Genomic DNA, 13,222 nt, shown 5'->3' on the forward strand with positions numbered 1-13,222 from the left:
TCCCAGCGCGGACACTCTCGACGTGACGTCCCTCTCCGGGCAGAGTTCTCCCTACGTACTCGCGAGTAGCCCGAGGAGCGCACGTGACCAGCTGGGTCGGCCGTACCGCCGCCGAGATCGCCGCCGCCGTCCGTGAGAAGCGGGCCACGCCCCGGGAGGTGGTGGCCGAGCACCTCGCCCGGATCGAGAAGCTCGACGGGCGGATCGGGGCGTTCCGGGTGGTGCGCGCCGAAGCGGCACTGGCGGAGGCGGACGAGGTGGGCTCCCGGGGCGATCTCGGTGAACTGCCGCTGGCCGGTGTGCCCGTGGCCGTCAAGGACAACCTCTCCGTGCGCGGCGAGACGAACCGCGTCGGCACCGCCGCGACCCCGGACACGCCCGCCGACGCCGATCACGAGGTCGTGGCCCGTCTGCGGGCCGCGGGCGCGGTGGTCGTGGGGCTGACGAACGTCCCGGAGCTGTGTGTCTTCGGTACCACCGAGGGCGTTCACGGCACCTCCCGCAATCCTTGGGACACCTCGCGCACGGCGGGCGGCTCGTCCGGAGGGAGCGCCGCCGCGGTCGCCGCGGGCCTGGTCCCGCTCGCCCTCGGCAACGACGGCATGGGCTCCCTGCGCATTCCCGCGGCCAACTGCGGGCTCGTCACACTGAAGCCCGGCTCGGGGGTGGTACCGGCCGGCATCAGCGACGGCGACTGGTTCGGCATGTCCGAGAACGGCCCCCTCGCGACCACGGTCGAGGACGCCCGCCTGCTGCTTTCGATCATCGCCGGCACCGAGTTCGTACGACGGGACGCTCCCGCCACGCTCGACGTCGCCGTGTCCCTGCGCAGCCCGCTCGCCGGAGTCACCATCAGCGCGCCCTACGCGAACGCGGTCCGCGAGGCGGCCGGACTGCTGATCAAGGCGGGACATCAGGTGCGGCGCGCCGACCCGCCGTATCCGCTGTCGTTGAGCCTGACCTCGCTGGCCACCTGGACGGCGGGCACCTCGGTGGACGCGCAGGGGCTGGACCCGCGGCTGCTGGCCCGGCGCACCCGGGTGCACGCGGCGATCGGCCGGCGCTTCGTCAAGTCCGCGCGGACGGGCCGGGCCCGGCAGGAGCTGCGCGAGCGCCTGGAGCCGTTCTTCGCCGAGCACGACGTGCTGGTACTTCCGGCGCTGGCCCGCCGCTCCCCCAAGGCCGAGGCGTGGCACGAGCGGGGCTGGCTGCGCAATGTCCTCGCCAACACCGCCTACTCGCCGCTGACCCCACCGTGGAACCTCACCGGCTGGCCCGCCATGTCGGTCCCGCTCGGCACCCTGCCCTCGGGCGCCCCCTCCGCCGTCCAGCTGGTGGCCCGGCCCGGGTCGGAGACGGTGCTGCTGGAGGTCGCGGCGGAACTGGAGCGGCGGCAGCCGTGGCGGCGGACGGCGCTGCTCGACTGAACACCCGGACCGGAGGCGGGCTAGAGGGCCTTGTACATGATGTGCAGGCCCACCGGTCCGTGGCGGGGGTGGTCGAAGGCGTCCGGCACGGTGCCGAGGACGGTGAAGCCGAGCGAGGTCCACAGCTTCACGGCCGGGTTGGTCTCCACGACGGCGTTGAACACCATGCCCCGGTAGCCGTCGGCCGCGGCGGTGGCCAGGACGTGCTCGGCGAGGGCGCGGCCGTAACCGCGGCCGCCCTGACCGGGGTCGACCATGAAGCCGGCGTTGGCGATCCGGGCGGCGGGGCCGCCGTAGTTGGGGGTGACGTAGGCCGAGGCGACGACGGTGCCGGTCTCGTCCTCGACGACGTGAACGCGCTTGGCAGGGTGCATCCACAGGGCGCGCGCGGCTTCCTCGGAGGTGTCCGGATCCCAGGCGTAGGTCTCGCCCGCGGCCACGATCCGGTGCCAGAACGGCCAGATCCGTGGCCAGTCGTCGGCCACGGCTTCTCTGATCAGCATGGGCGTGAGTCTCGCACGCCCATGCCGTCGGCGATCGCGAAGGTCCTGCGGTCAGTCCACGCTGGGCAGGATGTGGGGCTCGGCGAGGTCGTCCTCGTAGCCCGCGAGACGGATGGGGGCCGAGCGCGCCCACACGTCGAGGCTGCCGATGTCCCCGGGCCTGCGGCCCGCACGCTCCGGTCGATCCTTGGGGCGTTGCTCGCGATTCGTCTTCTCCGGTGTCACCGCGCACTCCTTATGTGTCGGGCTCACCCTCGGGACGTACCTGTTCAACCTACGGTCCGTGCCTGGGCGTCCGCTCGGGTCTGGGTCGAGATCGGGTCGGACGCGGTGGCGCCGGCAACTCAGTGAGAGCAGGCCGTGGTGACCGGCTTGTCCCGGGACGGACTGTGGGTGTGGGTGGGACCCCGTACTGCCGTCCGTCCGCTACAGATTAACCAGATGAGCGGGGGTGCGCTCGATCGGGGATGAAAACAAGGTGTAACCATTACAATTCCCTGCGTTGTTCCCGCCACTTTCCGGGCTGTTTGCCCCTCTGCGCCCTTTTCTGAAGTCACCCGATCGGCCTACGTCTGTTTTCCTGACGGTCCGTCATGAGACGGTACGGCGATGACGTCGTCGTACGGACTGCACGGCAGGGCCGCCCTGGTGACCGGCGGGACCCGTGGCATCGGGCACGAGGTCGCGCGGCAACTGGCCGAGGCCGGGGCGCTGGTGTGTGTCACGGCCAGGGACCGGGAGGACGTCCGGCGGGCCGCCGCCGGGCTCGGCGGCATCGGGCTCGCGGGCAGCGTCGCCGATCCGGCTCACCTGCGCGCCCTCGTGGACCTCGCGTTGCGCGAGTTCGGCCGGATCGACATCGTGGTCAACAACGCGGCGACGAACCAGCCGTACGGCCCTCTCATGGAGGTGGATCCCCAGGCGTGGCGTGAGGCCTTCACCGTCAATGTCGAGGCACCGCTGCGGCTGGTGCAGGCGGTGTGGCGGGGATGGATGCGGGAGCACGGCGGTGCGGTGGTCAACATCTGCACGGAGGGCGCCGGGCACGTGGGCCCGAACGTCGGCGCGTACGGCACCGGCAAGGCGGCGCTGCTTCACCTCACCCAGCAGCTGGCGGGCGAGCTCGCGCCGAAGGTGCGGGTCAACTCCGTCTCGCCCGGTCTCGTCCGCACGGAGATGGCCCGGTTCGTGTGGGAGCAGGGACCCGTCGAGCTGCCGTTGGGCCGGATCGGCGAGCCGGAGGACATCGCGCGAGCCGTGGTGTGGCTCGCGTCCGACGAGGCCGCGTGGATCACCGGGGCGGATCTGCTGGTGGACGGGGGCACGCGGGTACGGGCGGCGCACGCCGGGGCGTACGCCGTCCACGACCGACTTCGCTCGTTCACGCCGCCGCGGCCGTGACGGCGCCTCGTCACGGAAACGCTCATGGAAAGGCGAGGAACCAGACGATGACCACCAGGGCGATGAAGGCGATCAGGACCACCGTGGCCATCCTGCCGCGTTGCGTGGTGCCGCCACCGCGGGGCCGGTCCTCGGGCAGAGTGGCGTCGTGGGGGCGGTCGCTCGCGTAGAACTCCTCGTCGGTGGGATAGACGTTACGCGGATCACTGTGCGCGCGTGGATCGATACCGTGCTCGTCGCTCATGGGAACCTCCCGTGCACTGTCCCACGGCGCCCGGGTTCCCCGGGGCGGACCAGGCCACACGCGCGGTCGGCGCTCACCACTTGCCGGGCGCGTAGTCCTTCAGGAAGACCCCGTACACGTCCTCGCCGGCCTCACCGCGCACGATCGGGTCGTAGACGCGGGCCGCGCCGTCGACCAGGTCGAGGGGGGCGTGGAAGCCCTCCTCGGCGAGGCGGAGCTTGTCGAAGTGGGGGCGCTCGTCGGTGATCCAGCCGGTGTCGACCGAGGTCATGAGGATGCCGTCGGTCTGGAACATCTCCTGGGCGCTGGTCCGGGTGACCATGTTCATGGCGGCCTTGGCGGCGTTGGTGTTGGGGTGGCCCGCGCCCTTGTAACCGCGGCCGAAGACGCCCTCCATCGCCGAGACGTTCACGACGTAGGAACGTCCGCTGCCCGCCTTCTTCGCGGCGTCGGCCATGGCCGGGCGCAATGCGCTGATCAGGATGAACGGTGCCGTGTAGTTGCACAGCTGGGTTTCGAGGAGCTCCACCGGGGAGATCTGCTCGATGGTCTGGACCCAGGTGTTGCTGTCGACGACGTCGGGGACGAGGCCGCCCGCGTCGATGGCGGTGCCGTCGAGGTGCCGGGCCACGCTGGCGTTGCCCGCGACCAGGGCGAGGTCGGCGACCTGCTGGGCGTCGAGGCCGGAGATCCCGGCGGGCAGGGAGGCGAGACCGTCGACCGCGCCGGAACCGAAGGCGCCGATGACGTGGTGGGCGGGGAGTTCACCGGCGGGCAGCGGGGCGCTCTCGCCGTCGACCAGGGCGGCGTAGGCGGAGGGCAGCCGTCGTACGGTCTGGGTGGCGTTGTTGACCAGGATGTCGAGGGGGCCCGCCTCGGCGACCTGCTCGGCGAGGGCCACGGCCTGGGCCGGGTCGCGCAGGTCGATGCCGACGACCTCCAGGCGGTGGATCCAGTCCGCGGAGTCGTCCATGGCCTTGAAGCGGCGGATGGCGTCCTTGGGGAATCGGGTGGTGATGGTGGTGTGCGCGCCGTCGCGCAGCAGCCGGAGCGCGATGTACATGCCGATCTTGGCGCGGCCGCCGGTGAGCAGGGCGCGCTTGCCGGTGAGGTCGGCCCGGACGTCGCGCTTGGCGCGGTTCAGGGCGGCGCAGTCCGGACAGAGCTGGTGGTAGAAGTAGTCGACCTCGACGTACCGGGTCTTGCAGGTGTAGCAGGAGCGCGGGCGCTGGAGTATCCCCGCGACCCGGCCCTCCTCGGTCACCGACCGCGGCAGGATGCCCTCGGTCTCGTCGTCGATGCGCTGGGCGGAGCCGGTCGCCGTGGCCTCCGTGACCGCCTTGTCGTGGGCGGTCTTGGCGGCCCGGCGCTCCTGTCGGCGGCGCTGCTTCACGGTGCGGTAGACCGCGGCGGTGGCCCGGCGCACGGCGATCGCGTCGGGGTGGTCGACCTCCAGCTTGTCGAGCTCCTCGAGCACGGCGAGACAGACGGCCAGCCGCTCCGGGTCGATGCCGGGGCCGTATACGACCTCGTCACCGGGCTCGCGCACGACCTCGTCCATGGTCGTCGCCGAGCCGTCCTCTGTCACCGTCATCGTGCTGCCGCTTTCCTGATCACCCGTGCGGCTGTGGCCGCGTCCGCTGGTCGAACGCGGAATTTTACTTCAGCGGCGGGCCCGACCCGCAATCCGGAAACGATCAAGAGCCGCAGGCGATCAGCAGTTCCTTCACCTCCTCGCTCAGCGCTCGCGCCAGCAGGTCCAGGTCGGGGACCGCTTCCGCGTCGGCGACTAGGCCGTAGTGGACCTGTCCCCGGTACGTCGAGATGGCGATCGCGAGGGACTGGCCGCGGGCGAGCGGGGCGAACGGATAGACCTCGGTGACCGGGTTGCCGCCGAGCTTCAGGCCGATGCCGGGCAGCGGGACGCTGGTGACGAGGATGTCGAACCACAACCGGGCCCCCTGCCCGGCCAGCGGCCCGCCGAGGCGGTGGCCGAGGGCCGGGACGTGGTCGGCGAGCAGGGCGACCGCTCCCGCGCCCCGGTTGGGGCCCGCGTCCTTGTTGCGGTCCATGGCCGTGCGGACCGTGTCGAGGCGGCCCAGCGGGTCGGGGTCGTCGACCGGAAGCCTCATCAGATACCCGGAGAGCCGGTTGCCCTGGGGGTGCGCGGTACGCGGCCGACGCCGGGAGACGGGGATCAGGGCGCGGGGGGTCACACCCTCGCTGCCGTCGCCGCGCTCGTCCAGCCAGCGGCGCAGGGCGCCCGCGACGACCGCGATCAGCACGTCGTTGACGGTGCCGCCGCGGCTCTTGCGGACGATGTGCACGTCGTCGAGGTCGACGACGACTCCGGCGGTGCGCCGGGTACCGCTCGGCTCGGAGACGAGAGCGGCGGAGGAGCGCGCGCCCAGGGAGGACAGGGCGACGGAGGCGCCGATGTCGAGGGCCCGGCCCAGGTCGGAGACGGCACCCCGGACGAGGTCGGGCAGCTTGCGTACGTCCGGGAGCAGGCTCTTCGCGGGCTCCTCGGGGCGTGGCCTGCGTGCGGGCAGGTCCATCGGGTCCAGGACGGCGGCGGCGAGCGTCAGTGCCCGCAGTCCGTCGGCCAGGGCGTGGTGGAACTTGAAGAGCACGGCGAAGGAGACGCCGTCCTCCCCGGGCAGCACATGCGCCTCCCAGGGCGGCCGTTCACGGTCCAGCGGCCGCTGCATGAGCCGGCCGGCCTCGCTGTGGAAGTCCGCGGTCGGGGCGTGCAGCAGGACGTGCCGGAGCGGGTCGAAGTCGGGGTCGGGGACGCGGGCGGCTCCCCCGAAGGCGTACGGGAAGCCGAGCGGCCACACGTCCCGGATCCGCATCCGCAGGCCGGGCACGGCGGCGGCCCGGCCCGCGAGCAGGTCGGCCGCGTGGGCGCCCGCGGTGGGCGAGTGCGCCGTGAAGAGGCCGAGCGCTCCCAGGTGCATCGGGTGCTCGGCGGACTCCATGTTCCAGAACGCCAGGTCGAGAGGGGCCAGCAGGTCAGATGTCAATGGCTTGCCTCGCGTCGACAACGGGTGGGTCAGTCAGTCAATCGCCCTCCGGCGATTACGGTCAAGTACGATCAAGCTACGCACAGTTAACAGCAGATTAAGTCCCGCCCCTCGGAGAAAGGAGCGGGACACATGCTGCTGATGTGGCCACCGGGGGGTGATCAGCCCCGGCGGGGGTCGCCCGGGAGGCATCCCGGGCGAGGGCCCGACGCCCGGACCTGACCCGTTCGGCGTCCGGTTTCAGGACCTCGCGGTCGCAGGAGGTGCCCGCTGTGCAGGGAAGCAAGTCCGCCCGACGCATGCCGTCGGCTCCCCGCGCGCGGGACAATGGGCACAAGAAACCTCCCCTGCCGGAAGAAGGCGACGGAGATGCCGAAGGTTTCCCGCGACACGACCACTCAGGGCGGCGACTTCGGGGCGGTCGTCGACCGCGCCGAGGAGTTCGGCGACTACACGGTCGACTTCCTGACCTTCCGCGAGGACGTCGACCACCGGCCTCTGCTCAAGGGGCTGCCCGACGACCGGTGCCAGTGCCCGCACTGGGGCTATGTCTTCCGGGGCGAACTCACCTTCCACTTCGCGGACCACGACGAGGTGTACCACGAGGGCGACGCGTTCTACGCCCCCGCGGGACACGTGCCCGTCCACACCGAGCCGGGCAGCGAGTACCTGCAGATCAGCCCCTCGGACGAGCTGCGCAGGACCAGTGAAGTGATCATGAAGAACTTCCAGTCCCTGCGCGGACAGGACTGACCCGGCATACGGCCCTAGGACACCAGCTGACCCTTCCCGAGAGCGATCACCCCGCCCTTGGACACGGTGTAGAGCTCCGCGTCCCGCTCCGGGTTCACACCGATCGTGGCGCCCGGCGGGACCTCGACGTTCTTGTCCAGGACGGCGCCGCGGACCACCGCGCCCCGCCCGATCTTGACGTTGTCGTGCAGCACCGAGCCCTGGACGACGGCCCCCGGGTCGACCAGGACGCCGGGTGAGAGCACGGACCGGGTGACCTGGCCCCGGATCAGGCAGCCGGCGCTGATGATGGACTCGCTGGCGATGCCGCCGGAGTTGAAGCGGGCCGGGGAGAGCTGGCCGGAGTGGGTGTAGATGGGCCACTGCCGGTTGTAGAGGTTGAAGGCGGGGCGCTCGGCGATCAGGTCCATGTGGGCGTCGTAGTAGGCGTCCAGGGTGCCGACGTCCCGCCAGTAGCCCTGGTCGCGGGTGGTCTCACCCGGTACGTGGTTGGCGCTGAAGTCGTAGAGCTGGGCCTCGCCGCGGTCGGTGAGCTGCGGGAGGATCGAGCCGCCCATGTCGTGCACGGAGTGCTCGTCCTCGGAGTCCCGCTGGAGCGCCTCGATCAGGGCCTTGGTGGTGAAGATGTAGTTGCCCATGGAGGCGAACACGCGCTCCGGGTCGTCCGTGAGGCCGGGCGGGTCGGCGGGCTTCTCCAGGAAGCGTTCCACCGTGAGGCCGTCCGAGCCCGGGGAGATCACCCCGAACGAGGGGGACTCGGAGCGCGGGACGCGGATCCCGGCCACTGTGACGCCCGCGCCGGACTCGATGTGCTGCGCGAGCATCTGGCGCGGGTCCATGCGGTACACGTGGTCGGCGCCGAAGACCGCGACGTACTCGGGCCTTTCGTCGTAGAGCAGGTTCAGGGACTGCAGGATCGCGTCCGCGCTGCCCAGGTACCAGCGCGGTCCGAGGCGCTGCTGGGCGGGCACCGGCGTGATGTAGTTGCCCAGCAGGCTCGACATCCGCCAGGTGGTCGTGATGTGCCGGTCCAGCGAGTGCGACTTGTACTGCGTGAGCACGCAGATGCGCAGGATGTCGGCGTTGACGAGGTTGGACAGGACGAAGTCGACCAGCCGATACGTTCCTCCGAAGGTGACCGCCGGCTTGGCGCGGTCTGTGGTCAAGGGCATCAGGCGTTTGCCCTCTCCGCCCGCGAGTACGATGCCGAGCACCGAAGGTCCGCCACGACGCATGGCCGCTCCCCTCACCCTGGTTTGTGACCCATGCTTGCCCTTGACCGGGGCTCGCTACGCCTGTTTGACGATCTCCTCGTACAGCCGAACCGTACGCCGGGCGACCGCGTCCCAGCCGAACTCGCCCACTGCGCGCTCCCGGCCCGCCTCGCCCATCCGCCGTGCCGTCGCCGGATCGCCGATCACCGAGTCGAGTGCCCCGGCGAGGGCCGTCTCGAACGTGTCGTCCACGGTCACCAGCAGTCCGGTCCTGCCGTCGTCCACGACCTCGGGGATACCGCCGACCCGCGAGGCCACCACTGGAGTGCCGCAGGCCATCGCCTCCAGGTTGACGATGCCGAGGGGTTCGTACACCGACGGGCAGACGAACACGGCCGCGTGGGTCAGCAGCTGGATCACCTCGGGGCGCGGCAGCATCTGCGGGATCCAGAACACGCCCTCACGGACCCGGCTCAGCTCCTGGAAGAGCTCGCGGAACTCGCGGTCGATCTCCGGAGTGTCCGGGGCGCCCGCGCACAGCACGACCTGCGCGGCCGGATCGATGTCCCGCACCGCGCGCAGCAGGTGCGGCACGCCCTTCTGGCGGGTGATGCGGCCGACGAACAGCACGAACGGGCGATCGCGGTCCAGGCCGATGCGGTCCAGTACCTCGGTGCCGTGGTCGGGCCGGTACAGGGCGGTGTCGATGCCGTTGTGCACGATGTGGACCTTGGCCGGATCCAGCACCGGGTAGCAGCCGAGGATGTCCTCGCGCATGGCGCCCGACACGGCGATCACCGCGTCGGCGGACTCGATCGCGGTGCGCTCGGCCCAGCTGGACAGCGCGTATCCGCCGCCGAGCTGCTCGGCCTTCCAGGGGCGCAGGGGCTCCAGGGAGTGGGCGGTCATGACGTGCGGGATGCCGTGGAGCAGTTTGCCGAGGTGGCCGGCGAGGTTGGCGTACCAGGTGTGCGAGTGGACCAGCTCGCGGTCTTCGAGGCCCGCGGCCATGGAGAGGTCCACGGAGAAGGTGCGCAGCGCGTCGTTGGCGGTGTCCAGCGCGGACCAGGGCCGGTGCCGGATCACCCCCGCGGCCCGCTCCTTCAGGGAGACCTCGCCCCAGCAGTGCACGTCGAGGTCGACGAGGGGCCTCAGCTCGCGGGCAAGGAACTCGACATGGACACCCGCGCCGCCGTACACGTCCGGCGGGTACTCCCGGGTCAGCAGGCCCACACGCACCCGGTACCCCCTGTCTCAGCGGCTGATGGCTTTCATGGTCACCCAGATGTGCCGCGCGGGGAAGAGCGCGGGGCTCGTGTGAAGCAACAGTCACCGCACACACCACCTTCCGGCAACCGGTAGTACAGACAGCAGCTGCGGCGGCGCAGGGTGCTGCTGTCGAGCGTGCCGGTGAGCAGCGGGTGAGCGAGGAGCGCTGCCGTGAGGTCGCGGGTGCGCGCCTGGGCGTCCGGGCGGTGGGCCAGCAGCTGACGGGCGGCGCCGGCGAGCGCCGATGCCGCGTTGCCCCACAGCAGTCCGGTTGCGAGCCGGTACTCGGCGTGCAGCGCCGCCGCCAGCGGTTCGAGATGACCGTGCAGCACGACGTCGGCGAGGGTCTCGGCGTCGCCCGGCAACGGCTCGATGTCGTCCAGCCGCAGGTCGTCGGGGGCGCTCGCGTCGGGGTCCCAGTGCAGCCGCCGGGGCGCCAGATCGGGAATCCGTCCGTACACGACCGCGCAGCCGAGCGCCACCGACCACAGCCGGGCCGCGAGACCCTGGTGGGCGATGGAGGCCGCGATCCGGGGCTCGGGGGCCCGCAGGGCCCCGGCGACCTTTCGGGCCCGAAAAGTCAGGGCATTTCGGTAAACATCCGATCCCCGGTTCTCGTAGACTTGTGCGAGGGTCGGCAGCGCCGGGCGCGATGGCGCGGCAGTGCCGCCGATCGTGCGCAGGACGAAGAAGGCGCCGAGCGGTCGCAGCGCCGCGAGTTCCGGGTCGAGGTCCACGACCAGCAGTAGTACCAAGGCCCCTAGGGGTACCCACCAGGGGGCCTCCACCCCGTGTCACCCGCCTTGGGGAGGACACGGACCCTTTTGTACTCCATCGGCAGTAGGACCCATTGCCTGCTCAGGTACGACGACGGGAAGAACTTTTCCGGGCATCGTGTTGGTCATGGAAGACGACCGTTCGTCGCGCCGGGCAGCCAGCCCCCGCCTCACGCAGAGGAGCAGCTCATGAGTGCCCTCGCGTTGTCCGTGCTCCTGTCCCTCGTCTCCGCCGTCGCCTACGCGGGCGGAGCGATCGTGCAGGAGCAGGTCGCGGTGTCGCACCCGGACGAGCAGTACGCGCCGCTGCGCCGGCCGAGCTGGTGGGCGGCGGTCGCGCTGAACGGCCTGGGCGGACTGCTGCACGTGGTGGCGCTGGCCTACGGGCCGCTCAGCCTGGTCCAGCCGCTGGGCGCCCTGACGATCGTGTTCGCGCTGCCGATGGCCGCGCTGTTCGTCGGCCGCAGGGCCGGGGCCACCGCCTGGCGGGGCGCGATCATGGCGACGGTGGGTCTGGCCGGTCTGCTCTCCCTGGTGGGAACGTCCGACGCGCACTCGCTGAGCACGGCCCAGCGGCTGTTCGCCGGGCTGGTGACGGCCGCCGCGGTGGTCGCGCTGATGATCGCGGGCCGGGCCGCGCACCGGCACCCGGTGGTGCGCAGCGTGCTGCTCGCGACCGCGGCCGGCATAGCGTTCGGGATGTCCTCGGTGTTCACCAAGACGGTCGCCGTCGACTGGGACGGCGTCGTGTCGGCGGCGGACCTGCCCTCGCTGGCCGCGATCGGTGTCCTGGCCACCGCCGGACTGATGCTGTCGCAGGCCTCCTACCGCGGCGCCGGTCTCGCGGCCCCGCTGGCGACCCTCACGGTCGTGAACCCGGTGGTGGCGGCGGTGGTCGGCATCACGATGTTCGGAGAAACCTTCCGCTACGGCACCACGGGCACCGCGCTCGCCCTGAGCTGCGGTGTGGTGGCGGCGGGCGGGCTGATCCTGCTGACGACGGAGCGGATCCAGCGCACCCACGCCGAGCCGTCGGATGCCGAACTCCTCGACGACGGGGGCGTGTTCGTCCCGGCGCCCGCCGAGGAACCGGCCGACGCTCTCGTGCGCGAGGGCGTGCTCGTCGAGCAGGTCGCCGCCCTGCGCGAGGAGTTGCTGGTGCCGGCCCCCGCCGCGCCCGAGACGGCGCGGAGGGAGGGCTCGGCCGGGGAGCTCCCGGACCCAGGCGGCGAGCCCCCGGCGTACTACGGCCCCTTCTACGGCGCCGCGTACCTCCCGATGCCCGTCCTGGACCGGCACCGGACCCGGGTCAAATCCTGATGCCACCGGCCCGGAGATACGCCACCGGGTCGATGTCGGAACCGAAGCCGGGCCCCGTCCGCACCTCGAAGTGCAGATGCGGGCCCGAGCTGTTGCCGGTGGAGCCCGAACGGCCGATGCGCTGCCCGCCGCCCACCGACTGCCCCGCCTTCACGGAGATCGCGGACAGGTGGGCGTACTGCGTGTAGCGGCCGTCGGCGTGCCGGATCACCACCTGGTAGCCGAAGGAGCCGCCCCACCCCGAGGTGACGACCTTCCCGGCCGCGACCGCCTTCACGGACGTCCCGGTGGGCACCGGGAAGTCGACGCCGGTGTGGTAGCCCTTCGACCAGGCGGAACCCGCCTTGCGGTACGGGGTGCCGAGGGAGGCGTGCACGGGGGCCACCAGGCCCGTGTCCGAGGCCTTCTCGGTCTTCCTGCTCTCCTTGCTCTTCTTGCTCTTCTCGTCGGTGTCGGAGGACGTCTTCTTCGTCGGGGTGTGGCCGCCGGTGGTCGGCGCCGCGACGGTGGCGCGCAGTTTCAGCCGCTGTCCGGGCAGGATCAGGTCGGGATCGGCCCCGACCGTCTGCCGGTTGGCCGAGTACAGCCCGCGCCAGCCGCCCCGGACCTTGTGCGCGTCGGCGATCCCGGAGAGCGAGTCGCCGCGGACCACGGTGTACATCTCGGCGGACCCGGCCCGCGACTGCGGGGTGGTCTGCGGCTGGACGTCCCGCACGGAGGCCGTCTTCCTGGTGAGCGGCTGAACGCCCTGGCCTGAAGCCGTCTTCTTCGTCAGCGGCTGGATGTCCGGGGTGGAGCCCCCGCGCGTCAGCCCGGCCCGGACCGAGCACGCCGGCCAGGCTCCCGGTCCCTGTCCGTCCAGCACCTTCTCGGCCACGGCGATCTGCTGGTCCCTGGTGGCCAGATCCGCTCGCCCCGCGTACCGGGTGCCGCCGTACGCCTCCCAGGTGGACTGGGTGAACTGGAGCCCGCCGTAATAGCCGTTGCCGGTGTTGATGCTCCAGTTGCTGCTGGACTCGCACGCGGCGACCTTGTTCCAGGTGTCCACGTCGGCGGCGTGGGCGGTGCCGGTGCCGATGAGCGGGACCGCGATGCCGACGCCGCCGGCGGTGACGGTGAGCGAGGCGCGGTTGATCCTGTTCGGCTGATACCGGCGGTGCCGGCCGCGTGCGGCCATGGAGGCCTCCCCCTACAACATGCGTCAGGAGGGGCAAAAGTAAGCGCCACGAACAGGCCATGACAAGACGGCAACCAGCCGCGTGGGGGCGCGTGCCGGACCGGCGTGTCCG

General features: G+C 71.6%; 13 protein-coding genes. 4 read left to right on the forward strand and 9 right to left on the reverse strand.

The annotated features are described in order from the left end of the window. Positions 1-83: 83 nt before the first annotated feature. Entirely contained in the window at positions 84-1,427 is a 1,344-nt protein-coding gene (locus ACZ39I_RS08580; protein ID WP_467243706.1) for an amidase, read from the forward strand. A gap of 20 nt (positions 1,428-1,447) precedes the next feature. Here the strand turns inward: ACZ39I_RS08580 and ACZ39I_RS08585 are convergent, their stop codons facing one another. Together ACZ39I_RS08585 and ACZ39I_RS08590 are read right to left on the reverse strand one after the other, a co-directional pair. Continuing rightward, the gene (locus tag ACZ39I_RS08585; protein ID WP_467243707.1) at positions 1,448-1,930 is read right to left on the reverse strand and encodes a GNAT family N-acetyltransferase; all 483 of its coding nucleotides are present in this window, start codon (positions 1,928-1,930) and stop codon (positions 1,448-1,450) included. Between the two features lie 51 nt (positions 1,931-1,981). Continuing rightward, on the reverse strand, positions 1,982-2,155 hold the full coding sequence (locus tag ACZ39I_RS08590) for a hypothetical protein (protein WP_352384436.1): 174 nt from the start codon (positions 2,153-2,155) through the stop codon (positions 1,982-1,984). A 384-nt stretch (positions 2,156-2,539) separates the two neighbouring features. Here ACZ39I_RS08590 and ACZ39I_RS08595 point away from each other — a divergent pair, with 384 nt between their 5' ends. Beyond that, entirely contained in the window at positions 2,540-3,331 is a 792-nt protein-coding gene (locus ACZ39I_RS08595; protein ID WP_467243708.1) for an SDR family oxidoreductase, read from the forward strand. Positions 3,332-3,353: 22 nt separating this feature from the next. On the opposite strand, the gene ACZ39I_RS08600 is transcribed toward ACZ39I_RS08595, so the two are convergent. The 3 genes from ACZ39I_RS08600 to ACZ39I_RS08610 all read right to left on the reverse strand — a co-directional run bounded on the left by ACZ39I_RS08600 (position 3,354) and on the right by ACZ39I_RS08610 (position 6,601). Beyond that, entirely contained in the window at positions 3,354-3,575 is a 222-nt protein-coding gene (locus tag ACZ39I_RS08600; protein ID WP_467243709.1) for a hypothetical protein, read from the reverse strand. Positions 3,576-3,648: 73 nt separating this feature from the next. After that, complete coding sequence (locus tag ACZ39I_RS08605) at positions 3,649-5,169, reverse strand: SDR family NAD(P)-dependent oxidoreductase (protein WP_467243710.1); 1,521 nt, start codon at positions 5,167-5,169, stop codon at positions 3,649-3,651. A 103-nt stretch (positions 5,170-5,272) separates the two neighbouring features. Beyond that, positions 5,273-6,601 (reverse strand): wax ester/triacylglycerol synthase family O-acyltransferase, encoded by a 1,329-nt coding sequence (locus ACZ39I_RS08610; RefSeq protein ID WP_467243711.1) that lies wholly within the window; start codon positions 6,599-6,601, stop codon positions 5,273-5,275. Between the two features lie 369 nt (positions 6,602-6,970). On the opposite strand from ACZ39I_RS08610, the gene ACZ39I_RS08615 reads away from it, so the two are divergent. Next, positions 6,971-7,354: a cupin domain-containing protein gene (locus ACZ39I_RS08615; protein WP_467243712.1), complete on the forward strand. Its 384-nt coding sequence runs from the start codon at positions 6,971-6,973 to the stop codon at positions 7,352-7,354. 14 nt (positions 7,355-7,368) lie between these two features. Here ACZ39I_RS08615 and glgC read toward each other — a convergent pair whose 3' ends face one another. Genes glgC through ACZ39I_RS08630 form a run of 3 tightly spaced genes read right to left on the reverse strand, consistent with a single transcriptional unit; the run spans position 7,369 to position 10,592 of the window. Further along, complete coding sequence (gene glgC, locus ACZ39I_RS08620; RefSeq protein WP_390002443.1) at positions 7,369-8,589, reverse strand: glucose-1-phosphate adenylyltransferase; 1,221 nt, start codon at positions 8,587-8,589, stop codon at positions 7,369-7,371. A gap of 54 nt (positions 8,590-8,643) precedes the next feature. Then, the gene (gene glgA, locus ACZ39I_RS08625; RefSeq protein WP_467243713.1) at positions 8,644-9,807 is read right to left on the reverse strand and encodes a glycogen synthase; all 1,164 of its coding nucleotides are present in this window, start codon (positions 9,805-9,807) and stop codon (positions 8,644-8,646) included. A 38-nt stretch (positions 9,808-9,845) separates the two neighbouring features. Further along, a complete protein-coding gene (locus ACZ39I_RS08630) occupies positions 9,846-10,592 on the reverse strand; it encodes a (2Fe-2S)-binding protein (protein ID WP_467243714.1) in 747 nt (248 codons plus the stop codon). 210 nt (positions 10,593-10,802) lie between these two features. On the opposite strand from ACZ39I_RS08630, the gene ACZ39I_RS08635 reads away from it, so the two are divergent. Then, entirely contained in the window at positions 10,803-11,933 is a 1,131-nt protein-coding gene (locus ACZ39I_RS08635) for a DMT family transporter (protein WP_467243715.1), read from the forward strand. Here the strand turns inward: ACZ39I_RS08635 and ACZ39I_RS08640 are convergent. Continuing rightward, a complete protein-coding gene (locus ACZ39I_RS08640; RefSeq protein WP_467243716.1) occupies positions 11,923-13,110 on the reverse strand; it encodes a transglycosylase family protein in 1,188 nt (395 codons plus the stop codon). The two genes, ACZ39I_RS08635 and ACZ39I_RS08640, sit on opposite strands and share 11 nt — an antisense overlap. Positions 13,111-13,222: the final 112 nt, after the last annotated feature.

Source organism: Streptomyces sp. NPDC024687, from assembly GCF_055559055.1.